Source organism: Dechloromonas hankyongensis (assembly GCF_022012295.1).
GTDB lineage: Bacteria > Pseudomonadota > Gammaproteobacteria > Burkholderiales > Rhodocyclaceae > Azonexus > Azonexus hankyongensis.
In genome coordinates this window covers 586,935-608,629 of the sequence record NZ_JAKLTN010000002.1, presented here as the reverse complement: position 1 = coordinate 608,629, position 21,695 = coordinate 586,935, and the positions used below count along the sequence as shown (strand labels likewise).

Here is a 21,695-nt window from a genome sequence, read left to right as displayed (position 1 = left end):
AATCAATTCCGTCCGCCGCTCTTTGATGCATCATGGCGCCAAATTGTGAAGGGTCATTGGGGGAGCGGTGCAGCATGGTGCGTTATCAGCGTCTGGCCTACGAAACGGAAAAGCTGATCGGTGACGGGGTTTTGCGGCCGGGCGATCGCCTGCCGTCGGTGCGGCAGGTGTGCCGGACCCATTCGATCAGTCCGGTTACCGTGACGCAGGCGTATTACCTGCTCGAAAGCCGGGGCCTGATCGAAGCCAGGCCGAAGTCCGGCTATTTCGTCCGGGCGCGGCTCGGCCAGCGCCTGAACGAGCCGGAAATGAGCCATCCGGTCGGCAATTCCACTGAGCTGCAGGTCAGTGACTTCATTTTCCAGATACTGAACAGCGTCAAGGACCCGGCCGTCGTCCCCCTCGGCTCCAGCTTCCCGAGTCCCTTCCTGTTCCCGCTCGACAAGCTCGGGCGCTTTCTCGGCCAGGCGGCGCGGCGCTTCGATCCGCTGTCGACGGTGACCGACCTGCCGCCGGGCAACGAGGAATTGCGGCGCCAGATCGCCCTGCGCTACCTGTCGCGGGGCGCAACGGTCGCCACCGACGAAATCGTCGTCACCTCAGGTGCGATGGAGGGGATCAATCTGTGCCTGCAGGCGGTGACGCAACCGGGCGACCTGATCGCCATCGAGTCGCCGACTTTCTACGCCGGGCTGCAGGCGAGCGAGCGGCTCGGCCTCAAGGTGATCGAAATCCCGTCGCATCCGCGCGAGGGGATCAGCATCGAGGCCTTGGAGGATGCCCTGCGCCATCATCCGATCAAGGCCTGCCTGCTCATGCTCAATTTCGGTAATCCGACCGGCAGCCTGGTAAGCGAGGACAGAAAGAAATACCTGATCGACTTGCTGGCTCGCCACGATGTTCCGCTGATCGAGGACGACGTCTACAACGAGCTTTATTTCGATCCGCAGCCGCCGCTGTGCAGCAAAGCGGCGGCCCGAGCCGATCATGTCATGCACATTTCGTCCTTCTCCAAGTGCCTGGCGCCGGGGTATCGCCTGGGCTGGGTGGCCGCCGGGCGCTATGCCGAAAAGATCGTTCGTCTCAAGCTGTCCACCACGTTGGCGACGACGGTTCCAGTCCAGATCGCGGTGGCCGAATACCTCAAGCACGGCGGCTACGATCACCACCTGCGGCGCTTGCGGCAGCAATTGTCCGTCCAGGAGTCGCTGTTGATCGAGGCGGTGGAGCGCCACTTCCCGCGCGACACCCGGCTGGCCCGGCCGGCCGGCGGCTATTTCGTCTGGCTGGAGTTGCCCGAGTCGGTCGATGCGCTCAGGCTGCACCGCATGGCCTTGGACCAGGGAATCAGCCTGGCGCCGGGGCCGATCTTTTCGGCCAAGAAGGAGTTCGGCAACTGCATCCGGCTCAATTTCGGCCATCCGCAGACCGAAGCCGTGCAGCAGGCCATCGCGACGCTAGGGCAGCTGGTCGCCAGCCTCTGCTGAGAGGCTGAAGGTGGTATCTGTGCCTATTGAAAATGTGATGCCCTGCAACTGTTATCGGCCAGCCCTTGGTGATTTACTGATGCCCATTCAGACAGCAAGGATATCGACATGGGCGGGGCAGTCAGCAAGGTACGCGAAGCGAAGCTGGAACTCTATCGGAAGAAGGGAAAGATTCACGCCAAGGCGGTAGATGGGCGGTTCAACAGCCTGCGCTGGGGCATGGTGTGGTTCACCCAGACCATCTTCTATGGCTTGTGCTGGTTGAACTGGGAAAGCGAAGGGACGGTCCGCCAGGCGGTCCTGTTCGATATTGCGCACGAAAAGCTCTATCTGTTTGGCCTGGTACTCTGGCCGCAGGATGCCCTGTTGCTGGCCTTCGTGCTGATCATTGCGGCGACGGCGCTGTTCCTGGTCACCGCGCTCGCCGGACGCCTGTTTTGCGGCTTTGCCTGCCCGCAGACGGTCTATACGAGCATCTTCACCTGGATCGAGGCACGCGTCGAAGGCGATCATCTGGCCCGTCTGCGGCTGGATGGCAGTCCGCTCAGCGCCAGGAAGTTGCTGATCAAGACGGCGAAGCACGGCATCTGGGCGCTGGTGGCAGGCTGGACCGCGATCAGCTTCGTCGGATACTTCACCCCGATCCGTGAATTGCTGCCGACCATCGCCGGCCTGCGAACCGGGCCGTGGGAGGCCTTCTGGCTCATCTTCTACGCCGCCTTCACCTATGTCCAGGCCGGCCTGGCGCGCGAGGCGGTGTGCCAGCACATGTGCCCGTATTCCCGCTTCCAGGGAGTGATGTTCGACCCGGCGACGCGCAACGTGGCCTATGACCGCACACGCGGCGAAGCGCGCAGCAACCGGCGCCAGACCGGGAAAACCGGGGATTGCATCGATTGCGGGATTTGCGTCCAGGTCTGCCCGACCGGCATCGACATCCGTGATGGCTTGCAGTATCAGTGCATCAATTGCGGACTGTGCATCGACGCCTGCGACCAGGTCATGGACAAGATCGGCGTGGCGCGCGGGCTGATCCGCTTTGCCTCCGAGAACGAACTGGCGGCGCCGGAGAAGCAGCAGCCATGGTTCGCCCGGCCGCGGGTCGGGGTTTATGCCGCACTGCTGCTGGTTTTCTGCGGCCTGGGTGGGTGGACCTTGAGCCAGCGGTCGCTGCTGCTGGTCGACGTGCTGCGCGACCGCGGCGCCTTGCTGCGGGAAAGCTCGGAAGGGCTGATCGAAAACGCCTACACCCTCAAGCTGATGAACCTGTCCGAAGTGCCACGTCAATTCGTCATTCGGGTAAGCGGCATTCCCGGCGCCCGGATCGTCGGCCAGGACAGCTTTGCCGCCGATCCGGGCAGCATTCGCCCGATTTCCCTGACGGTGGCGGCGCCTGCCGACAGCGGTCTGTCGGGTATCCGGCCCATGGATTTCGTGATCGTAGCCAGCGATGACCCGGCCGTCCAGGTCGTCGAGAAAAGCAGCTTCGCCTTGCCGCAACTCCCCAACTGATTCCCGCCATGTATCGCTATAACGAAATCGATCAACGCCTGGTGGATGACCGGGTTTCCGTCTTCCGCGACCAGACCCGGCGCTTCCTGAACGGCAGCCTCAGCGAGGACGACTTTCGCCCCCTGCGCCTGCAGAACGGGCTGTACGTCCAGCGCCAGTCGCCGATGCTGCGCGTTGCCATTCCCTACGGCACGCTGGCCAGCCACCAGTTGCGGGCGCTGGCCCGCATCGCCCGCACCTGGGACCGTGGCTACGGGCATTTCACCACCCGTTGCAACATCCAGTTCAACTGGGTACGCCTGGCCGAGGTGCCGGACATCCTGGCCGAGCTGGCCAAGGTGCAGATGCATGCCATCCAGACCTCCGGCAATTGCATACGCAACATCACCACCGACCAGTTTGCCGGCGTCGCCGACGACGAGATTTTCGATCCGCGGCCGTATTGCGAAATCGTCCGCCAGTGGTCGACGCTGGCGCCGGAGTTCCTGTTCCTGCCCCGCAAGTTCAAGATCGCCATTGCCGGCGGTGAGGAGGATCGCGCCGCGGTCCGCTTTCACGACATCGGCGCACTGGCCCGGCTCGATGCCGATGGCCAGCCGGGATTCGAGATTCATGTCGGCGGCGGCCTGGGCCGGACGCCGATGGTCGGGCAATGCCTCAAGGCCTTTTTGCCGCGCGCCGAATTGCTCAACTATTTCGAGGCCATCCTGCGCGTCTACAACCGCTACGGTCGGCGCGACAACAAATACAAGGCCCGCATCAAGATACTGGTCAAGGACCTGACGCTGGAAGGCTTTTCCCGCGAGGTGGAAAGCGAGTGGGCCTATTCCCGGAATGGCCCCAATACTATTTCGCCGGCAGGCTTTGGCACCATGGAGGCTTTCTTTGCCGGTCCTCGCTACGCAGACCGCTTGCCGCACGACCCGGCCAGTCTCGAAGCCCTGCGCCACAACCGGGCCTATTTGCGCTGGGTGGAGCGCAACGTAGCCTTGCATCGCGAGGCCGGCTACCGGATCGTTACGCTGACGCTCAAGAAGACCGGCGTGCCGCCCGGCGATGCCACAGCCGACCAAATGGATGTCGTTGCCGACCTGGCCGAGCGTTTCAGCGCCGGGGAAATCCGGGTCACGCACGAACAGAACCTGATCCTGCCGCATGTCGCCCACAACGACCTGTTCAAGCTGTGGGTCATCGCCAGCGCCCATGGTTTGGCGACGGCCAACGCCGGCTTGCTGACCGATGTTGTGTGCTGCCCGGGCGGCGATTTCTGCTCGCTGGCCAACGCCAAATCGATTCCCGTCGCCAAGGCCATACAGGAACGCTTCGACCGGCTCGACTATCTCTTCGACCTGGGGCCGCTGGAACTCAATATCTCCGGTTGCGTGAATGCCTGCGGCCATCACCACATCGGCCACATCGGCATTCTCGGCGTCGATAAGAACAACGAGGAGTGGTACCAGATCACGCTCGGAGGGCGTGAGGGGAACCGTTCGAACATCGGCCGGGTGATCGGCCCTTCATTCGCCGCGGCGGATATCCCGGCAACGATAGAGACACTGCTTGAGACCTATGTCCGGCTGCGCAACGAGGACGAGCTGTTCATCGACACCGTCGAACGCGTTGGCCTCGGCCCATTCAAGATCGCCGTCTACGGGAGCACGCATGAAGCAAATCATTGAAGACGGGCGGATTGTCGAGGACGCCTGGCTAGCCTGGGACGAAGCGGATGCCGCGCTCATTGACCTGCCTGCCACGGCAAAAGGACGAATCCTGCCGCTGCCAACCTATGTCGAGCATGCCGAGCGCTTGCTGGCCTCCGGCGCACGCCTGGGGGTTCTGATCGGGCCGGACGATGCACCGGAAACGGTGTTGCCCTATCTGGAGCAACTCGCTCTGGTCGCCATCCGCTTTCCCAGCTTCGCCGATGGCAGAGGCTATTCCGTCGGTCGACTGTTGCGCAGCCGCTATGGGTTTACCGGCCAATTACGCGCAGTTGGCGACATTTTGCGCGATCAGCTCTACTTCCTGAATCACTGCGGATTCAACGCCTTCGAATTGCGCCAAGACCAAGATCTGCGCGAAGCCTTGGCCGCCTTTCGCGACTATGCCTGGCAGCCGAATACCCTGACCCGGTGAGGGCGGGGCAGCCCAGGCTGCCCCTGATCGGTAATCGCCAGGCGATCTCAGATCGACGCCAGGCGGGCGAATTCGCTACCGAAGAACGCCGTCAGCACCAGGGCAACCGGGGTAAAGGCGATGAAGGCGTGCGTCACGCGGCGGATAAAGGGGTGGGCAATGCGGGTTTCGACGAAATGCCGGGCAATCAGCTCGCCCTTGAGCCAGACGATGGCGGCAACCAGCAACTGCAGCCAGGCCGCGCCGTGCAAGCGCTGGCTGAGCATGACGCTAAGCAGGGTTAGGCCAACGAGGGCCAGCCAGGTCTTGAGCAGTGGCCGATAGGAGGACGAGGGCAGGGTGTCGGGCTGATTCATGATTACACCAGAACGTAGAAGAACGGAAAGATGACGAGCCAGATGATGTCGGTGGCGTGCCAGTAGCTGGCGAGCGCCTCCAGACCGGCATAGTCCTCAGGCGAATAGCCGCCGGCCAGGTGACGGGCGAGGACCCAGAGAATTCCGAGAATGCCCCAGGTGGCATGCACCAGATGGTTGAAGGTCAGGTAGTAATAGACCGTGAAGAAAATCCCGGACTCGCCATTGATGCCGTGACCCAGATTCCATTGGATCTCGAAATACTTGGCGACCGGGTAGCCGAGCGCCACGACCAGGCCGGCAATCAGCCAGTAAATGGACTGTTTGCGTTTGTTGGCGCGGATCGCCACCACGGAACAGGCGATGAAAAAGCTGCTCGTTACCATCAGCAGGGTAATCACCGTCCCCGCGACCCGCGACAGCCTTTCGCTCCCCGCCTCGAAGGATTCGGGGAAATGGGCGCGGGCCACGAAATAAACCGCGAAAAGTACGAGGAACTCGACGAACTCGCAGGTGATGCCGACCCAGATACCTTTGTTGCCGGGAATACGGAAGCGGCTATCCGTGGATGGCCGTTCTTCGGGCAAGGGAAGTGCTAATGAACTCATGACTGCTCCATCTGATTGATGGTGCATTGTTCTCCGAGTTGCCGGCGGGTAACAGATACAGCGGGTCTTAATTGTTATGAATACAGATCCATTCTGGCAATCGGCACCACGGTCATCAGATTGAACGGCCGGCGAGCATATCGGCCCGCCAGCCGTTCAAATTCACAGCGTAGTGGCGGGCTCCCAGCCGCCGCCGATGGCCCGGATCAGGTTCACGGTGGCGCGCGCCCGCTCGGCATCGAGCTGGACGGCCACCCGTTGCTGCTGCAACACGCTGCGGTCGGCGTCGATGACGTTGAGGTGGCTGACCGAACCCTCTCGGTACTGGATCTGCGAGAGTTTGGCGGCGCGCCGGGCCGACTGCACGGCGTCGTCCTGGGCCTGGGTCTGGTCGCCAAGCAGGCGCAGGTGGGCGAGGTTGTCCTCGACTTCCTTGAACGCCTTGAGCACCGTCTGCTGGTAGTTGGCGGCCTCTTCGGCGTAGGCGGCATGGGCCTGATCGACCCCGGCCTGGCGGGCGCCGCCGTCGAAGATCGGTAGCGAGAGCAGGGTGCCGACCAGCGGCCCCATGACGAAGGCGCGGCTGCTCCATTTGAACAGGTCGCCCAGCTCGGCCGACTCGTAACCCAGTGCCCCGGTCAGGCTCAGGCGCGGGAAGAAGGCGGCACGCGCCGTACCGATTCGGGCATTGGCGGCGGCCATGGCGCGTTCGGCGGCGGCGATGTCGGGGCGGCGTTCGAGCAGGGCCGAGGGCAAGCCGGCCGGCACTCGCAGCGTTACCCGGTCGAGCGGGCGCGGTGCCAGCGCAAATGAGGCCGGTGCCTGGCCGAGCAGGATGGCCAGGCTGTGTTCGGCGACGGCGCGCTGGCGGGCGATGCCGAGCGCCTCGGAACGGGCCGAGGCGAGTTCGGTGCGCGAGGTGGCCAGTTCCAGCTCGCTGATGTCGCCTTCGTCGAAGCGGCGCTGGAAGAGCTTGGTGCTTTGCTCGCGCAGGGTCACCGTCTCGGCGTACATCGCAGCCAGGGCGTCGAGTTCGCGCAGCGAGAAATAGGCCTGGGCGACGTCGGCCTGGATGGCCAGTTGCAGCGAACGGAAGAGGGCTTCGCGCTGCTCGGTCGTGGCCTTGGCGGCATCGACGCCACTGCTCACCCGACCGAACAGGTCGGCCTCGTAGGCGACGGTACCTTGCGCCCGCCACAGGGTCGAGATGCTGGTATCGGCATCGGCGGCCAGGCCTTGCGAGGCCGGCGACGGTCTTTGCCGGGTCGGCCCGGCGCCAATGCCGATCTGCGGAAAGAGCGCCGAGCGGGCGTTCTGCTGCAGCGCCCTAGCCTGGGCCAGGCGGGCGGCGCCGGCCTTGAGGTCCTGGTTGGCGGCAGCGGCCCGGGTTTCGAGGTCATCCAGCGTCGGGTCGGCGAAGGCCTTCCACCATTCGCCGCGCGGGATGTTCTCGGCCGGCTCGGCCGTCTTCCACGGGCCGGTGGCGGTCGCCTCCTTGAAGGCGGCCGGGGTGTCCACCGTCGGCGGTTGGTAGGTCGGGGCCAGCGAGCAGCCGGCCAGGGTGAGCAGGGCGGCAAGCAGCGGGATGAGTCTGGCGGTGCCCGTCCGGCGGGCCGGGCCATTGAGAGATTCCGCCGCGACGGTGGCGCCGGGATAGTAGGGGAGCAAGTAGTCCATGTTCATTTCTCCTGCGGCTCAGGCCGCGCTCTGGGGGGCGGTATGGGCTGGCGCAATTGGCGCTTCGTGATGGCTGGCCGAATGCAGCTTGTGGCGCTTGTCCAGCGTGCGTAGCAGCACGTAGAAAACCGGGGTCAGGAACAGCCCGAAGAAGGTCACGCCGAGCATGCCGAAAAAGACGGCGATGCCCATGGCGTGGCGCATTTCGGCACCGGCGCCGGTCGAGGTGACGAGCGGGATGACGCCCATGATGAAGGCGATGGAAGTCATCAGGATCGGGCGTAGGCGTAGCCGGCTGGCGTCGATCGCCGCCTGGAGCGGCGTCGCGCCTTGCAACTCAAGCTCGCGGGCGAACTCGACGATCAGGATGGCGTTCTTGCAAGCCAGCCCGACCAGCACCATGAGCCCGATCTGGGTGAAGATGTTGTTGTCGCCGCCGGTCAGCCAGACGCCGGTCAAGGCGGCCAGGATGCTCATCGGCACGATCATGATCACCGCCAGCGGCAGGGTCAGGCTTTCGTATTGGGCAGCGAGCACCAGGAAGACGAGCAGCAGGCTGATCGGGAAGACCCAGATGCCGGCGTTGCCAGCCAGGATCTTCTGGTAGGTCAGGTCGGTCCATTCGAAGCGCACGCCGCGCGGCAGGGTTTCCGCCGCGATGCGTTCGGCGGCCGCCTCGGCCTGGGCCGAGGAATAGCCGGGGGCCGGGCCGCCGTTGATGTCGGCCGCGGTGTAGCCGTTGTAACGGACGACCATTTCCGGGCCGAAGGTGGAGCGCACCTTGACCAAGGAGGAGAGCGGCACCATCTCGCCCTGGTTGTTGCGCGTCTTCAGTTGCAGGATGTCCTCTGGATGGGCGCGGAACGGCGCGTCAGCCTGGGCGCGGACCTGGTAGGTGCGGCCAAAGCGGTTGAAGTCGTTCACGTAGAGAGAGCCGAGGTAGATCTGCATGGTGTCGAAGACGTCGGTCACCGAAACCCCCTGCTGCTTGGCCTTGACGCGGTCGAGATCGACGTCGAGCTGCGGCACGTTGATCTGGTAGCTGGAGAACATCGGCCCCAGTTCCGGCGTCTTGGCGGCCGCCGCCATGAAGGCATTGGCCGCGGCGTTGAGTTCGGCATAGCCGACGGCGCCGCGATCTTCGATCTGCATCTTGAAACCGCCCACGGTGCCAAGGCCCATGACCGGCGGCGGCGGGAAGACGGCGATGAAGGCTTCCTGGATGGCCGAATACTTCTGGTTCAGCGCCCCGGCGATGGCGCCGGCCGAGAGTTCCGGGCTCTTCCGTTCATCGAAGGGCTTGAGCGTCGCGAAGACGATGCCGGCGCTCGAACTGTTGGTGAAGCCGTTGATCGACAGGCCGGGGAAGGCGACGGCGCTTTCGACGCCGGGCTGGGCGAGGGCGATCTCGCCCATCTTGCGGATCACCGCCTCGGTGCGGTCGAGCGAGGCGCCGTTCGGCAGTTGCGTGAAGCTGATCAGGTACTGCTTGTCCTGGGCCGGCACGAAGCCGCCGGGCACCAGGTAGGAGATGCCGACGGTGAGCCCGAGCAGCACGGCATAGACGCCCATCGCCGAGGCCTTGCGGCCGAGCACGCCGCTCACGCCGCGGCCGTAGTTTTCGGAGGCACGGCCGAAGAAGCGGTTGAAGAGGGCGAAGAAACCACCGAGGGTGCGGTTCATCTGGCGGGTCAGCCAGTCCGGCTCGCTGCCGTGGCTCTTGAGCAGCATGGCGGCCAGCGCCGGCGACAGGGTCAGCGAGTTGAAGGCCGAGATCACCGTCGAGATGGCGATGGTCATCGCGAACTGCTTGTAGAACTGCCCGGTCAGGCCGGTCATGAAAGCGAGCGGTACGAAGACGGCGACCAGGGTCAGGGCGATGGCGATGATCGGCCCGCTGACCTCGCGCATCGCCCGGTAGGTGGCTTCGCGCGGCGTCAGGCCGGCTTCGATGTTGCGCTCGACGTTTTCGACAACGACGATCGCGTCATCGACCACGATGCCGATCGCCAGCACCATGCCGAACAGCGACAGGGCGTTGATCGAATAGCCGAAGCCGAGCATCAGCGAGAAGGTGCCGACGATGGAGACCGGCACGGCGAGCAGCGGGATGATCGAGGCGCGCCAGGTCTGCAGGAAAACGATGACGACCAGCACGACCAGGGCGATGGCTTCGAGCAGCGTGACGACGACGGCCTTGATGCTGGCCCGGACGAACTGGGTCGGGTCATAGACGATGCGGTATTCGACCGAGGCCGGGAATTCCTTGGCCAGTTCGGCCATCGCGGCGCGGACCTGCGATGAGACGTTGAGGGCGTTGGCGCCCGGCGCCTGGAAAATGGGGATGGCCACCGCCGGCTTGTTGTCGAGCAGCGAACGCAAGCCGTATTCGGCGGCGGCCAGCTCGATGCGGGCGACGTCGGCGAGGCGCGTGACGGCACCGTCCGGCGAGGTCTTGAGCACGATTTCGCCGAACTCGGCTTCGCTTTGCAGGCGGCCCTGGGCATTGACGTTGAGTTGCAGCGGCACGTCCGGCCCGCTCGGCGAAGCGCCGATAACGCCGGCCGCAACCTGCACGTTCTGTTCGCGGATGGCGCGCACCACCTCGGCAGCGGTCAGGCCGCGCTGGGCGACTTTCTGTGGATCGAGCCAGACGCGCATGGCGTAGTTGCCGGAACCGAACAGGCCGACTTCGCCGACGCCCTGGATGCGGGCCAGGCGGTCCTTGACGTTGAGCACCGCGTAATTGCGCAGGTAGGTCATGTCGTAGCGGTCGTCCGGCGAGATCAGGTGCACCACCATGGTCAGCGTCGGCGAGCTCTTGATGGTCGTCACGCCGAGGCGCTGGACGTCCTCGGGCAGCCGGGGCAGGGCCTGCGCAACACGGTTCTGGACCAGTTGCTGCGCCTTGTCGGGATCGACGCCGAGCTTAAAATTGACCGTCACCGTCAGGTTGCCGTCGCTATTGGCCTGCGACTGCATGTAGAGCATGTTCTCGACACCGTTGATCGACTCTTCGAGCGGCGAGGCCACCGTTTCGGCGATCACCTTGGGGTTGGCGCCGGGATACTGGGCGCGCACCACCACCGAAGGCGGCACGACTTCCGGGTACTCCGAGATCGGCAGCTGGAACAGCGCCAGCACGCCGGCGAGCAGCAGCAGGATGGAGAGCACGCCGGCAAAGATCGGCCGGTCGATGAAGAATTTGGAAATGTTCATGGCGGGAAGTCCTTAGCTCTTGGCCGCGGCCGGCGCGGCACCGCCCATCGGCACGAGGTTGGGATTGACCGGGTCGCCGGGGCGCACGCGCTGCAGGCCGTTGACCACGATGCGTTCGCCGGCCTTCAAGCCGCTTTCGACGACGCGCAGGCCGTCCTGCACGCTGCCCAACTGCACCTCGCGGTAGGCGGTCTGGTTGCCTTCGCCGACGACCAGCACGAAGCGCTTGGCCTGGTCGGTGCCGACCGCCTTTTCATCGACTAGCAGGGCGCCGCGCTGGCTGGCGGCACCGAGCCGGATGCGGGCGTAGAGGCCGGGGACCAGCTTGCCGTCCGGGTTGTCGACCAGGGCACGCAGGCGGATGGTGCCAGAGGTGCTGTCCAGTCGGTTGTCCACCGAACTCAGCCGGCCTTCCAGCGAGTAGCCGTCGTCGTCGGCCAGGCCGAGATGGATGGGCAGCGCCTTGCCCTGGCTGCCGTTGACCACCTTCAGGTAGCTCTGCTCGTCGACATCGAAGGCGGCGTAGATACGGTCGGCCGAGACCAGCGAGGTGAGGGCGGGGCCGCTGCCGGGCGCGACCAGGTTGCCGACCGTGACTTCGGCGCGCGACACGCGGCCCGAGATCGGCGCCGTGATCCGCGTGTATTCGAGGTTGAGCTGGGCGACATTGAGCGCCGCCTTGGCCGCCTGCAGGTTGGCCTTGGCTTCGCGGGCGGCGTTCTGCTTTTCGTCGAAGTCGCGGCGCGCGATGGCGTTCTCGGCGAGCAGGCGTTCGCCGCGCGCCAGGTCGCTGGCGGTGTAGGCGACGCGGGCGTCCATAGCGGCCAACTGGGCTTCGGCGCGGGCGACTTCGGCGGCGAAGGGGCGCGGATCGATGGTGAACAACAGCTCACCCTTCTTGACCAGGCTGCCGTCCTTGAAATGCACGGTGGTCAGGATGCCGGAAACCTGCGGGTGGATTTCCACCCGCTCGACCGCTTCGAGGCGGCCGGAGTATTGCTGCCACTCGGTGACGGCACGGCGGGCGACTTCGGCGACATCGACCGTGGCGGCAGCCGGGGCCGCCGCAGCCGGGGCGGCGCCAGCCTGGCCGTGGTAGATGGCGAGACCGCCACCGATGCTGAACAGGCCGGCCAGTGCTGCGGCAAGGACGAGGCGTTTTTGGCGTTGGGGCATGATGTTTCCTCTCGGGGTTTTGAATGATGGAGTTCTGGTTTTGTCGGGAATCAGGGTAAGCGGGACGGCGTTCCGGGCGGCAGCCTGTTCGTCGCCAATGCTTGCCTATTCCTACAAATTGAGCGGATGCGCCGGGGCCTCGGCATCCCACAGGCGGCGGCGCAGGAAATGGGCGATTTCGGCCAGCGCCGGGCGGTGGCCGGCCAGTTCGCCATGGTTGACGCCGGCGAAGCGCACGACCTGGGTCGGCACGCCGGCGGCGATCAGTGCGGCGGCGTATTTCTCGGCCTCGTTGTGCAACACGTCGCATTCGGCGGTGACGATCAGCGCCGGCGGCAGGCCGGCCTGGCGGACCGAAACCAGCGGCGAGGCGTAGGGGTGCAGACGCTGGCGCGGCTGCGGCAGATACTGGCGATAGCAGTCGGCGCAGGTCGCGGCACTGAGGTCGGAGTTGAGGCGTGTCCCATCGCCGAGCCGGGTCATGCTCGGGTCAAGCATCGGCCCGACCAGCGCCTGGGCCGCAATGGCCGGGCCGTTGCGGTCGCGGGCGATCAGGGTCAGGGCGGCGGCCAGGTTGCCGCCGGCATCGTCGCCGGCCACCGCCAGCCGGGCCTGATCGCCGCCCAGTTCGGTGGCGTGTTCAGCGATCCATAATGCGGCGGTATGGGCATCCTCAGGGGCTGCCGGGAAAGGCCTCGCTGGCGCCAGGGCGTAATCGACGGCGACGACCAGGGCTGACGTCTGCTCGGCGATGAAGGCAGCCGGGGCGTCGGCATCATCCAGGCTTCCCCCGACGAAGCCACCACCATGGAAGTACAGCACGACCGGCAGCACGGCTGGGGCCATGGCGGGCCGGTACAGGCGCAACCTAAGCGGGCCGTTCGGGCCGGGAATACTCAGGTTTTGCGCTTGCGGCGTGCAGGGCAGGGGAGAGACTTGCATCGCATCCGGGGCAGGTAGCCTGCTGGAAATTGGGATAGGGCTATTCTCGGTGTTGTTTGTGGCTGGATAAATCCGTTAATTTCGACAATACTATTCAACACAAGCAAACAATCTTAGGCATCAGGAGATCGCACGATGGATCGTTTTCAGGCAATGCAGGTATTCACCCGGGTTGTGGATGCCAACAGCTTTACCCGTGCTGCCGACATGCTCGGCCTGCCGCGGGCCACCGTGACGACCATCATCCAGAACCTCGAAGCGCTGCTGCAGGTACGCCTGCTCAACCGGACGACGCGGCGCATCAGCCTGACGCCGGATGGGGCGTCGTACTACGAGCATTGCGCCCGCATTCTCGGGGAAGTCGAGGAAACGGAGTCATCGTTTCGCGACGTGGCCAAGGGCCCCAAGGGGCGGCTGCGCATCGACGTTCCGTCGCCGATCGGGCGCCTGGTCCTGATTCCGCGCCTGTGTGAGTTCCATGCGCGTTATCCCGAAGTCGAGCTGGTCATCGGCATGGGCGACCGCATGGTCGACCTGGTGCGCGAAGCCGTCGATTGCGTCATCCGCGTCGGCGATTTGCAGGACTCGACGCTGGTTGCCCGACGGATCGGCGCCATCAAGATGATTACCTGCGCTTCGCCGGACTATCTTGAACGCTACGGCGTGCCGCACAGCATCGACGACCTGCAGCAGCATGTCGCCGTACATTATTTCTCGCACCGCACCGGCCGCAATTTCGACTGGGATTTCATCGTTGATGGTCAGTCAATTCCGCTCGCGATGCGGGGCCGGGTTTCAGTCAACGACATGGACGCCTACATCGCCTGTGCCCAGCAGGGGTTCGGCATGATCCAGCCGGCCCGTTTCACGGTGCTGCCGCTGCTCGAATCAGGACAGCTCGTTGAAGTCCTGCCGGAACTGGCACCGTCACCAATGCCGATTTCCGTGGCCTACATGCAGAATCGCCACCTGTCGCCCAAGGTGCGCGCTTTCGTCGATTGGGTCGCCGAACTGTTCGGTGCCTGTCCCTTGCTGGGCGGCATCGACAATGGCAACGGAGAGTGCAGCTATAACGGAAATACCGGCTACAACACGCTGCGCAACGAAATTGCCTTTCAGAATGAACTGGAACATTCAGCATAGCTGGCCTCAGTCTGTTGCTATCTGAATGCACACTAAAAATCGGAAATAGCCTTTTTGAGATACGCAAGTAACACGCATAATTTGTATTATGTTAAGTTATGGACTCGCATCACAACTCAAGGCGGTACTGCGACGCATACGCCAAAAATGCACTTTCAGCGTGAATGTTCCTTGGGTTCGCCAAATAGCGGCATAACAACACGATTTCTTTTTTATCGAAACCGGCTAAAAAAAGCCGGTTTTTTTCTGCCTCGATGTAGCGGTAATAGCGCCTTCTCGCTGCACTAGATCGGCCTCGATAGTAGCGCAGCATCCAGTAGAGATTGCGGAGTTCGGCAGAATACGGTGGGTGCTTGACCATGGGGCGAGGATTCTATCGCCCCGGAAACGCCCTTACCGTGATCTAGTACTCGTTGTCGGGCACGAGCCACCAAGACCACATCCGCCAAAGCTGATGCCCGGTGACGACGGTTTGACCGGTTCCGGCGTTTGCGGATACATGCGGGCAACTTCAGCAGCATGGCGTTGCATCGCCGCCTGATCGTCACGATGCTGTTTTTCTCGCTGCGCCAAATAGGCTTCCTGACGGGCATTTTCTCGCATCACGTCTGATATGGCTTCTGGAGACGGATTGTCCGAGCGGACCACTTTGGAGGCCACACAGGGAACATTCGAGATAGTGACTTTACCGCCTTCAATACACCGATAGGCATCGGCCATGGAAGCCGACGCAGTCATGGAAAGCAGAAGGAGCAAGGCGGAAGAGCGCATCGTTATCACCTCAACATATGAAGGATGCAATTCTAGCGCCCTGCCCGTTTCACCGCAGCAATGGTCTAAAGGAAGGGGGTCGGGGTTTAAGCCTGTCCAGGTGGATCAGGCACCCCGGTTGTACCCGCGACGGGCACAGCATCCCTACGGGATGGCTACGGCGGCGCCGCCTTCGCCTTGATGCCCTGCTAGGCAGGGTTCTTCGGCTGCGCAGCGATGAAAGGCGGTTCGCCATTCACTGCGAGATTGGAACGGGGTGCAGCAGGGGCGCTCTGGCTCGCTTCGCGCTCGCCCATCGCTACCTGCTGCCTCTCAACTTGGCCGCAGGTCAGGCGACGCCGGAAGCCTTCACGGCTGATTTCCAAGGCGCACGAGCCTAGCGGCTGGATGGTATAGCCCATGTCGAGCAGGTCGTTATGGGTCAAGTGCGCGCCCTTGAAGGAAACGGCGTATTTCCACTTCGGCCCGATCTTGTAGCTGGCCACGATGAAGGATTCATCCGTGACCAACGGTTCTAGCCGAACGTCTTTAGCAAGATCGACAGCAGATACAGGCTGGCCAACAGAAGCAGAAGCCGTTTGATTATTCGGCGCGGCCACGCTAGCACCGGGTGCCGGAGTATTTTTAGCAGCACCCGAAAACATAACCACCCCGCCTCGCCCAAAGCCAAAATATAGAGCAGCAGCGAGCACCACCATAAGGATAAGTACCCGCGGGTTCTTGAATAGATTAAAGCCGTTGGCGTTGACGCGGTGCTGGCCGGTTGCGGTGCTGTCGTAGAGCTGGAAGACATGGGAAGGTACTTTCTTTTTCTGGACGTTAAGGAAGTCGTTCTGATTCTTGCCGGTATCGTCAGCCAGGTGCATGGCTTCGATGTAACGGCCGGTCCAGCCGATCAGGGCGAGGTCCTTGTGCTTGTAGGCCGCATCGGCAACGCTCTTGATATCGTCGCGGACCTTGGAATAGGCCGGACAGGTCGCCACGATGTCCCAATTCCAGTGACGATGCTTGTCCCATGCCTGCTCCCAGCAGTAAGGACGATCATCAATCGTTGCCTGTTCCAAGCCTCCCGGATAATCCAAAGCTCGAATGTCAGACTCACGCCAGCGCTTGGGCCAGATGTCTTGAACTTCATCCACAAAAATAAAGGCTCCCTTGGGAACCCAATGGAACCACGTTGCCCAAAGTCGCCTCCCCTCCTCCGTCTTGTCGTCGACAAAGATGACATCAAAGGTTTTGGGGAGATCGGGAAAGACATCGAGTACACGATCGCGTGTGACGCCGCGCACGTTCGTAACAATAATGCGCCCTTCTTTGGCTTCCCGAATGAAATCGTCGGCCATAGCCCCAGCGGTCTTGAAGCTGCCCGGTGGGCCGTGATGAATTTTGATCGGCATTTACAGCCCCGGAATGAATTTGATGACCCAGCGCGTCGCACCCCCCGCGAGGATCAGATTGACGGCTTCCGGGAAGCGGAAGAAATTGACCGTGCCCAGCACTTCGGCCGGCAGCATCGAGAATGCGGCACTGATCTTCTGCGAGACTTGGAAGCCCTGCAGGATGCCCTGAGCGACGCCCCACGCGAACTCAAGGCCCATGATCTTCGCCTTGATCCACCAGATCAGGAGCGTCGTAATCAGATAGGTCGCAGCATCCTGAAAGAAGGTATAGATACCGGTCTGGAAGAAGTCCGATATCGACTGAAGAAATTCGAACATTAGACGGTCACCACGAGAAGGATTGCGATGATGGCAGCAGCGAAAACGACGATTGCGCCAATAGGCGACAGCTTGTCCGCGTAGTTATTGACGCAGATGCTGATCTGCTTGCCCAGAACGGTCACAGGCGGAGGACAGGGAAGCGAACCGGAACTGACACCAGCCGAAGACGAGAGCGCCGAAGTCAAATCGGTTTTGATCTGATTGAACTTGTCAGTCAAAGCCTGTTTGGCCTCGTTGAGCTTGGTGTCCTGCCCGTTGTCGAACTTCCCTTTATCCTTGACCGTGCCCTGCTTACACATCGGGCTATTCGGTTCCTTGGCGCACTGGCCCGGCTCACTACCGGAGTTATCGCCATCCGATAGCCCATTTTGACCATTGCCCCCAGAGGTGGTCGATTCGGTCTTCGTTGTCGATCCACCGCCAAACGTGGTGGTGGTCGTGCTGGTTACAGTTTCCTTGGCCCCCGTCGCCGGGTCGGTCGTCGTCGTCTTGTTAGTGACCGTGACATCGCCATTCGGCGCAGTGGCTTTACTCTCGGCCCTCTGCACAGTTGGTTTGCGCGCCTCAACCGTGCCTTCAGGCACACAGGCCACCGTGCCTTTCGATGTCGTCAGCACACCTTCGGACGCATCACAGTTAGGCTTCTTCGGCGTTGGCGGCGGTGCCTTGTTCGGCTCGACCGTCGGTTCAGGCGCCACAGCCCCATCTTGCCCTACGGTGCATTCCGTAGCGGTGTATTGGGTTTTCATCAACTCGTGCCGGTCATGGGTGCCACCCACGTATGCATCGCCGTTAGGATTCATCGTCGGATGGCTGACAGGCCCTGTCTGATAGACCAAGCAGCCCGCGTTACAACGACTGCCATACGGGCTATTGCCCTTGTTGAACGAAACCCACGCAAACGTAGGCGGCAACTGGTCTTTGCCAGCGCAACGGCTAGGCGGCGGGCCACAAACACCGTTCTCATTCGGCACATTCGGATCAGTACAGGTTACGACTTCACCGGAGTAATACTGATTGGCGGAAAAATTTGACGATTTCCAAATGCAGTAGCCACCCGAAACCCCCTGAGCCGTCTTGGGGTAAGACGTCCCATAGGAGACGTACGGGTCCGATGCTGCCCACGCCGAACAAGCCGCCATCTGGTCAGTACCGCTGTAATAGCGACCGGCAGTGTTCGACCAATACTTCCAGTAGCTGCCCGCATGTGCCCAGGTGAACACGCCAGTGAGCAAAAGACCCAGCGCCGCAAGAATAAAGTTTCGTTGAATACGGCCCATCACAACGACCCAATACGAATGCCGATCACGAAGATCACCACAACGCCGACAGCAACAAGAATCGACAACATAAAACCCCCATGAGAAAAGGCGACCGAAGCCGCCCTTTCAGTGCTTGGAACCACCGCCGATTTTCCGGATCGTGCCTAAAATCATATCCAGACCTTCGACCACGACGACGACGGCTATGACCGTAGCGGCAACGGCTTCCGCCGCCGTCGTGAGTGCCGAGAGCGCCGCGATAACCGGCGCCCACACGATTACACCTTCTTGACGAGGGCGATGATCACACCGACAACGACCAGACCGGCCACGACAGCAATGACCATGCCGCCGACCGATTCACCCGTGGTTTGAGCACCGGTCAGAGCGGTTTGGACTTCGGTCGTGGAAAGTGCCGCATGGGCTTGGGCGCCAATAGCGGACAGACCGGCAACGGCAGCGGCCTTGGCTTGCTTCTTCTTTTTCAGCAGGGTTTCGTACATCTTGCGCATGGTTTTCTCCTTTCGAGAGAGTGGTTAAAGCCGGGTGAGGTGCCCCCCATCACCGACCGGGTAAAAACTAGATTCGCATCTTGCGGACGACTGAAATCACAAGGCCGATTGCAAGCCCAGTCACGAAGACCAGAAAGCCGCCATTGGCCGCCGTATCAAAAGCCACCGAGTCCCAGCCGAAATTCGTTTCGAGGCCGGAGACGTTCGATTCAAGCGAGGTGACGCGGGTGTTAATGCCCGAGACCGTGGTCGATAGAGTATTGACTTGCGTTTGCAGCGCACCATTAGTCGGAGGCACCACCCAGCCGCTCACCGTGCTCACAGTCGGCGTACCCAAGGCAGTCCCGGATGCGTTGCGGAAAACGATTGCAGTGCCCGGACCCGCCGCCTGATAACTGCAATCACCAGACGACGCCGCGTAGGTGCTCAGGAATGCCGCTACAACGGTCTGACATCCGAAATCGGATACCGTGGCCGTATAGCCTGCCGAAAGCGTCACCGTGGCTGCTTTTGCAGTTCCCGCCAACAGGAACAAAGCAAGGATCAGCAATCTCACCACTGACGCTCCAGCCATTCCTGATCAGATTCGGTTTTTTGACGGTTTTGCTCATCGACCGCGAGGCGATAGACGATGTAGGCACAGAGCGAACCGGCGATGAAAGTGGCGACGTACCCACCGACGAGTTGCCAAGTCATGCTGCCCTCCGACGCGTATTCCAATCGACAAACCAATCGATAAAGCGAACCGGACCACCACCCAGCGTGAAACCCACCAGAAGCCACAAAACCGCGTTCCAGCCGCCCAGGTCAAAAATCTGTTGCATTGCCTGAGCAATGTCATTGGCTAAAGAAACGCACTGGTCTGAAACCGGAGACGAATTAAGTTGATCCATAAAGGCCGGCGGAACAGACATCAAGCGGCCCTCCGAACGTCATCCCAGCACATGACGGGCTGGGCAAGGACGATACGAACCGGGCGGAACTGGACGACGTTGCCTTGTTGAAGATCAGCATCGCTGATGCCTGCGGCGCGGAGGTATTTGAGGTGCAGATACCACGTCCGTTTAGGCATGTAGTCGCGCGTCACCTCGAAACCATCGGCCCGAATGTTCCGGTAGGTTGCAAAGGCAGCTTCTGCCCTGCCCTGCGTGATATCGCTGCACTGCGCGATCCGCGCTACGAGTTCATGTCTTTCCATTTCCTTCACCTCCACACCATCGACAACACGTCCAAAAAATTCAACAAAGAGGCCTTCCAGATCGGCCAGCGTCAGGTCATACCAATGCCGCCCCGCTTCAGCGAGACGACGGAACCAACGAGCACCGCGGGTGTGTTCGAGGCGAATGATTCGATCAGCCAGGGCGATCAGGTCTTCGCCAATGTTGATCAGCCCTTTCCGGGCGAGGTGGGCGAGATGCGGCCCCTTGTGGTACGCCTTGCCTTTGGCAAGGTCCGAGGTCGGGTTCCAATAGACGGAATCCCCGCCCCGTTTGTCGTTCGTTGCCTTGCGACGGCCACCGTCCGCGAGGCATAGCTGCCGCAGGGCTTGCTTGCAGCTTGCGAAGTCCGGAAGGACGAAATTGCCGGTGATGTCGATACGGCGACATTGCCAGAGGTCCGGGCGGGGCAGGATGGCGTTCAATGCCCTCGCCGCCTTCTGGACGAGGACGGAGGCGGCATGGCGGATGTCGCAGGTGCCGAAGACGTTGATCCCGTGCTCGATGCTGGCCGGTGAGCCACCGATGGCGAGGTATTCGTGCTTGCCGTCGCTTTGGACCATCCAGACGAGGCCGGGGGTATCAGAACGCAGAGCATCAACATCGAGGGATTGCTTCGACCAAACAATCTCCCCGGCCCCATCAACGCAGTGGATGGTGTTGAAGCATTCCCGGATGCGTTCGACCAGACGGGGGCCGAGATGAGCGACAGGACAGCGCAGCGTGAGCCAGTCGATCAGATACGGGGTTTGTTGGACGGGCATTGCCATGGTCAAAAGTGCAACCCGTTGCACAAAGTCCGGGTGTTACATACGGACCCGGACTGAAAAGCGGCCCCCGGAGCCTCGACGGTTTCCACGGTCACAACCGATGCGGAAAGGAGGACGGGGGCCATGATCAAGCAGCCTTGGACTCAAGCCGCGAAAGCAACACCGAACACACCGTTTGCGCGTGTTCCAGCACTTTCGGGTACTTGCCGCTGATGGTGTCGCAGATTTGGCACCAAAAATGTGCCTCGTCTGTATCACCACCGTTTTCGGCTTTAAACATGGAGTCGAACGCGAAGAAAAACGCCAACGTGTGACGCTGATCTTCTGAGTTCAAATCCTGAAAGGACGGAATCATTACGCGGCCTTGGGTTGGGCCGGAACAGCAGCGGCCGGGACACGAAGGCGGGCACGGATGGCGACTTGGCCAAAGCGATCAACATAGATGCTGGCCGGGTCGAGGATGTACTGGCCTACCGGGTAGCCCTTCTCCTGCTCGTCGTCCAGGGTGAGCTTGATCTTCTGGGGATGCTTCTGAGGCTGACCGTCACGGCCATAGCCGTACATCCATGCTTCCTGCTCGCGGATGTTGTAGGGCTTGCCGGTCTTGGCAGAGATACCGGTTTTCAGGTCAATGACTTCTGTTTCTACGGAGACTTTCAACATCGTTACACCTCATGCGGTTGGGTTATGTGGTCCGAATATCGAACCACGGGGCGCACGATAGGTTCGAATTTCGTACCTTGTCAAGTCCGGAAATCGGACTAGACTGCAACCACCGACCGAGGAAACCACTATGAAAATTGTTGAATTGCTGGACCGCACAAAGCATGACGCTGGCGTAGAGAGCGACTACGCTCTAGCCAAAGTCCTAGGCATACACAAGGCTCGCGTCAGTGCGTACTACTCTGGGAAAGAAGCCCCGAATGAATGGGCTTGCCTGAAGATTTCCGAAATAACGGGAATTCCGCTTGATACTGTCATTGCGACAGTAAAGGCCGAGTCAGAAAAGGATGACGAGCGCCGTGCGGTCTGGGAAAACTACATGAAAAGATTAGGCGGTCTAGCCGCTTCTTTTCTGATTACGCTTTGCGTAACTGTCACTATGCTAGTGACATCACCGCCCTCTCAAGCCGCACAGGGCAAGGATTTGGGTCCAGTGACGTTTTGTATTATGTAAACTTGTTGG

25 protein-coding genes are annotated in these 21,695 nt (G+C 61.9%); 6 read left to right on the top strand and 19 right to left on the bottom strand.

Annotated features, from left to right (window positions below):
* Nucleotides 1-74 precede the first annotated feature (74 nt).
* The 4 genes from LZ012_RS11445 (at nucleotide 75) to LZ012_RS11430 (ending at nucleotide 5,135) form a co-directional block, all read left to right on the top strand.
* Nucleotides 75-1,487, top strand: a complete 1,413-nt coding sequence (locus LZ012_RS11445; RefSeq protein ID WP_275710894.1) for an aminotransferase-like domain-containing protein — start codon at nucleotides 75-77, stop codon at nucleotides 1,485-1,487.
* Nucleotides 1,488-1,595: 108 nt separating this feature from the next.
* Nucleotides 1,596-2,999 carry a cytochrome c oxidase accessory protein CcoG gene (gene ccoG / locus LZ012_RS11440; RefSeq protein ID WP_275710891.1) on the top strand — a complete coding sequence of 468 codons (1,404 nt, stop codon included), beginning with the start codon at nucleotides 1,596-1,598 and terminating at the stop codon, nucleotides 2,997-2,999.
* A gap of 8 nt (nucleotides 3,000-3,007) precedes the next feature.
* Nucleotides 3,008-4,678, top strand: coding sequence for a nitrite/sulfite reductase (locus tag LZ012_RS11435; RefSeq protein ID WP_275710889.1), 1,671 nt, complete (start codon nucleotides 3,008-3,010; stop codon nucleotides 4,676-4,678).
* Entirely contained in the window at nucleotides 4,662-5,135 is a 474-nt protein-coding gene (locus LZ012_RS11430) for a DUF934 domain-containing protein (protein ID WP_275710887.1), read from the top strand. Before LZ012_RS11435 ends, LZ012_RS11430 begins: the two co-directional genes overlap by 17 nt.
* Nucleotides 5,136-5,182: 47 nt before the next feature.
* Here the strand turns inward: LZ012_RS11430 and LZ012_RS11425 are convergent, their stop codons facing one another.
* The 6 genes from LZ012_RS11425 to LZ012_RS11400 form a co-directional block, all read right to left on the bottom strand.
* The gene (locus LZ012_RS11425) at nucleotides 5,183-5,491 is read right to left on the bottom strand and encodes a hypothetical protein (RefSeq protein ID WP_275710885.1); all 309 of its coding nucleotides are present in this window, start codon (nucleotides 5,489-5,491) and stop codon (nucleotides 5,183-5,185) included.
* Between the two features lie 2 nt (nucleotides 5,492-5,493).
* Nucleotides 5,494-6,099: a cytochrome c oxidase subunit 3 family protein gene (locus LZ012_RS11420; RefSeq protein ID WP_275710883.1), complete on the bottom strand. Its 606-nt coding sequence runs from the start codon at nucleotides 6,097-6,099 to the stop codon at nucleotides 5,494-5,496.
* 162 nt (nucleotides 6,100-6,261) lie between these two features.
* On the bottom strand, nucleotides 6,262-7,776 hold the full coding sequence (locus tag LZ012_RS11415) for an efflux transporter outer membrane subunit (RefSeq protein WP_275710880.1): 1,515 nt from the start codon (nucleotides 7,774-7,776) through the stop codon (nucleotides 6,262-6,264).
* A gap of 18 nt (nucleotides 7,777-7,794) precedes the next feature.
* A complete protein-coding gene (locus LZ012_RS11410; protein WP_275710878.1) occupies nucleotides 7,795-10,995 on the bottom strand; it encodes an efflux RND transporter permease subunit in 3,201 nt (1,066 codons plus the stop codon).
* Between the two features lie 12 nt (nucleotides 10,996-11,007).
* Entirely contained in the window at nucleotides 11,008-12,171 is a 1,164-nt protein-coding gene (locus LZ012_RS11405) for an efflux RND transporter periplasmic adaptor subunit (protein ID WP_275710876.1), read from the bottom strand.
* Nucleotides 12,172-12,282: 111 nt separating this feature from the next.
* Complete coding sequence (locus tag LZ012_RS11400; protein ID WP_275710873.1) at nucleotides 12,283-13,113, bottom strand: alpha/beta hydrolase; 831 nt, start codon at nucleotides 13,111-13,113, stop codon at nucleotides 12,283-12,285.
* Nucleotides 13,114-13,248: 135 nt separating this feature from the next.
* Here LZ012_RS11400 and LZ012_RS11395 point away from each other — a divergent pair, with 135 nt between their 5' ends.
* A complete protein-coding gene (locus LZ012_RS11395; RefSeq protein WP_275710871.1) occupies nucleotides 13,249-14,256 on the top strand; it encodes a LysR family transcriptional regulator in 1,008 nt (335 codons plus the stop codon).
* A 109-nt stretch (nucleotides 14,257-14,365) separates the two neighbouring features.
* Here the strand turns inward: LZ012_RS11395 and LZ012_RS11390 are convergent, their stop codons facing one another.
* The 13 genes from LZ012_RS11390 to LZ012_RS11330 all read right to left on the bottom strand — a co-directional run bounded on the left by LZ012_RS11390 (nucleotide 14,366) and on the right by LZ012_RS11330 (nucleotide 21,172).
* A complete protein-coding gene (locus LZ012_RS11390; RefSeq protein WP_275710869.1) occupies nucleotides 14,366-14,617 on the bottom strand; it encodes a hypothetical protein in 252 nt (83 codons plus the stop codon).
* A gap of 32 nt (nucleotides 14,618-14,649) precedes the next feature.
* Nucleotides 14,650-15,027 carry a hypothetical protein gene (locus LZ012_RS11385; protein ID WP_275710866.1) on the bottom strand — a complete coding sequence of 126 codons (378 nt, stop codon included), beginning with the start codon at nucleotides 15,025-15,027 and terminating at the stop codon, nucleotides 14,650-14,652.
* Between the two features lie 188 nt (nucleotides 15,028-15,215).
* On the bottom strand, nucleotides 15,216-16,424 hold the full coding sequence (locus tag LZ012_RS11380; protein WP_275710864.1) for a zonular occludens toxin domain-containing protein: 1,209 nt from the start codon (nucleotides 16,422-16,424) through the stop codon (nucleotides 15,216-15,218).
* On the bottom strand, nucleotides 16,425-16,745 hold the full coding sequence (locus LZ012_RS11375) for a DUF2523 family protein (RefSeq protein ID WP_275710862.1): 321 nt from the start codon (nucleotides 16,743-16,745) through the stop codon (nucleotides 16,425-16,427). It abuts the gene before it with no gap.
* Complete coding sequence (locus LZ012_RS11370) at nucleotides 16,745-18,028, bottom strand: hypothetical protein (RefSeq protein WP_275710860.1); 1,284 nt, start codon at nucleotides 18,026-18,028, stop codon at nucleotides 16,745-16,747. The genes LZ012_RS11375 and LZ012_RS11370 overlap by 1 nt, the downstream gene beginning before the upstream one ends.
* Nucleotides 18,029-18,136: 108 nt before the next feature.
* Nucleotides 18,137-18,286 carry a hypothetical protein gene (locus LZ012_RS11365; RefSeq protein WP_275710858.1) on the bottom strand — a complete coding sequence of 50 codons (150 nt, stop codon included), beginning with the start codon at nucleotides 18,284-18,286 and terminating at the stop codon, nucleotides 18,137-18,139.
* A gap of 2 nt (nucleotides 18,287-18,288) precedes the next feature.
* Nucleotides 18,289-18,522, bottom strand: coding sequence for a major capsid protein (locus LZ012_RS11360; protein ID WP_275710856.1), 234 nt, complete (start codon nucleotides 18,520-18,522; stop codon nucleotides 18,289-18,291).
* A gap of 67 nt (nucleotides 18,523-18,589) precedes the next feature.
* Nucleotides 18,590-19,078: a hypothetical protein gene (locus LZ012_RS11355; RefSeq protein ID WP_275710854.1), complete on the bottom strand. Its 489-nt coding sequence runs from the start codon at nucleotides 19,076-19,078 to the stop codon at nucleotides 18,590-18,592.
* On the bottom strand, nucleotides 19,075-19,218 hold the full coding sequence (locus tag LZ012_RS11350) for a hypothetical protein (protein ID WP_275710852.1): 144 nt from the start codon (nucleotides 19,216-19,218) through the stop codon (nucleotides 19,075-19,077). The genes LZ012_RS11355 and LZ012_RS11350 overlap by 4 nt, the downstream gene beginning before the upstream one ends.
* Complete coding sequence (locus LZ012_RS11345; RefSeq protein WP_275710850.1) at nucleotides 19,215-19,436, bottom strand: hypothetical protein; 222 nt, start codon at nucleotides 19,434-19,436, stop codon at nucleotides 19,215-19,217. The genes LZ012_RS11350 and LZ012_RS11345 overlap by 4 nt, the downstream gene beginning before the upstream one ends.
* Complete coding sequence (locus LZ012_RS11340) at nucleotides 19,436-20,509, bottom strand: phage/plasmid replication protein, II/X family (RefSeq protein ID WP_275710848.1); 1,074 nt, start codon at nucleotides 20,507-20,509, stop codon at nucleotides 19,436-19,438. The genes LZ012_RS11345 and LZ012_RS11340 overlap by 1 nt, the downstream gene beginning before the upstream one ends.
* Before the next feature lie 127 nt (nucleotides 20,510-20,636).
* A complete protein-coding gene (locus tag LZ012_RS11335; protein WP_275710846.1) occupies nucleotides 20,637-20,864 on the bottom strand; it encodes a hypothetical protein in 228 nt (75 codons plus the stop codon).
* On the bottom strand, nucleotides 20,864-21,172 hold the full coding sequence (locus LZ012_RS11330) for a single-stranded DNA-binding protein (protein WP_275710844.1): 309 nt from the start codon (nucleotides 21,170-21,172) through the stop codon (nucleotides 20,864-20,866). The genes LZ012_RS11335 and LZ012_RS11330 overlap by 1 nt, the downstream gene beginning before the upstream one ends.
* Before the next feature lie 130 nt (nucleotides 21,173-21,302).
* Here LZ012_RS11330 and LZ012_RS11325 point away from each other — a divergent pair, with 130 nt between their 5' ends.
* Complete coding sequence (locus LZ012_RS11325; RefSeq protein ID WP_275710842.1) at nucleotides 21,303-21,686, top strand: DUF3693 domain-containing protein; 384 nt, start codon at nucleotides 21,303-21,305, stop codon at nucleotides 21,684-21,686.
* Nucleotides 21,687-21,695: the final 9 nt, after the last annotated feature.

Bases quoted from the DNA above. Each gene is read 5' to 3' on its own strand.
- LZ012_RS11445 (WP_275710894.1), top strand. From the start codon at position 75: ATGGTGCGTTATCAGCGTCTGGCCTACGAAACGGAAAAGCTGATCGGT.
- ccoG (WP_275710891.1), top strand. From the start codon at position 1,596: ATGGGCGGGGCAGTCAGCAAGGTACGCGAAGCGAAGCTGGAACTCTAT.
- LZ012_RS11435 (WP_275710889.1), top strand. From the start codon at position 3,008: ATGTATCGCTATAACGAAATCGATCAACGCCTGGTGGATGACCGGGTT.
- LZ012_RS11430 (WP_275710887.1), top strand. From the start codon at position 4,662: ATGAAGCAAATCATTGAAGACGGGCGGATTGTCGAGGACGCCTGGCTA.
- LZ012_RS11425 (WP_275710885.1), bottom strand. From the start codon at position 5,491: ATGAATCAGCCCGACACCCTGCCCTCGTCCTCCTATCGGCCACTGCTC.
- LZ012_RS11420 (WP_275710883.1), bottom strand. From the start codon at position 6,099: ATGAGTTCATTAGCACTTCCCTTGCCCGAAGAACGGCCATCCACGGAT.
- LZ012_RS11415 (WP_275710880.1), bottom strand. From the start codon at position 7,776: ATGGACTACTTGCTCCCCTACTATCCCGGCGCCACCGTCGCGGCGGAA.
- LZ012_RS11410 (WP_275710878.1), bottom strand. From the start codon at position 10,995: ATGAACATTTCCAAATTCTTCATCGACCGGCCGATCTTTGCCGGCGTG.
- LZ012_RS11405 (WP_275710876.1), bottom strand. From the start codon at position 12,171: ATGCCCCAACGCCAAAAACGCCTCGTCCTTGCCGCAGCACTGGCCGGC.
- LZ012_RS11400 (WP_275710873.1), bottom strand. From the start codon at position 13,113: ATGCAAGTCTCTCCCCTGCCCTGCACGCCGCAAGCGCAAAACCTGAGT.
- LZ012_RS11395 (WP_275710871.1), top strand. From the start codon at position 13,249: ATGGATCGTTTTCAGGCAATGCAGGTATTCACCCGGGTTGTGGATGCC.
- LZ012_RS11390 (WP_275710869.1), bottom strand. From the start codon at position 14,617: ATGGTCAAGCACCCACCGTATTCTGCCGAACTCCGCAATCTCTACTGG.
- LZ012_RS11385 (WP_275710866.1), bottom strand. From the start codon at position 15,027: ATGCGCTCTTCCGCCTTGCTCCTTCTGCTTTCCATGACTGCGTCGGCT.
- LZ012_RS11380 (WP_275710864.1), bottom strand. From the start codon at position 16,424: ATGCCGATCAAAATTCATCACGGCCCACCGGGCAGCTTCAAGACCGCT.
- LZ012_RS11375 (WP_275710862.1), bottom strand. From the start codon at position 16,745: ATGTTCGAATTTCTTCAGTCGATATCGGACTTCTTCCAGACCGGTATC.
- LZ012_RS11370 (WP_275710860.1), bottom strand. From the start codon at position 18,028: ATGGGCCGTATTCAACGAAACTTTATTCTTGCGGCGCTGGGTCTTTTG.
- LZ012_RS11360 (WP_275710856.1), bottom strand. From the start codon at position 18,522: ATGCGCAAGATGTACGAAACCCTGCTGAAAAAGAAGAAGCAAGCCAAG.
- LZ012_RS11350 (WP_275710852.1), bottom strand. From the start codon at position 19,218: ATGACTTGGCAACTCGTCGGTGGGTACGTCGCCACTTTCATCGCCGGT.
- LZ012_RS11345 (WP_275710850.1), bottom strand. From the start codon at position 19,436: ATGTCTGTTCCGCCGGCCTTTATGGATCAACTTAATTCGTCTCCGGTT.
- LZ012_RS11340 (WP_275710848.1), bottom strand. From the start codon at position 20,509: ATGGCAATGCCCGTCCAACAAACCCCGTATCTGATCGACTGGCTCACG.
- LZ012_RS11335 (WP_275710846.1), bottom strand. From the start codon at position 20,864: ATGATTCCGTCCTTTCAGGATTTGAACTCAGAAGATCAGCGTCACACG.
- LZ012_RS11330 (WP_275710844.1), bottom strand. From the start codon at position 21,172: ATGTTGAAAGTCTCCGTAGAAACAGAAGTCATTGACCTGAAAACCGGT.
- LZ012_RS11325 (WP_275710842.1), top strand. From the start codon at position 21,303: ATGAAAATTGTTGAATTGCTGGACCGCACAAAGCATGACGCTGGCGTA.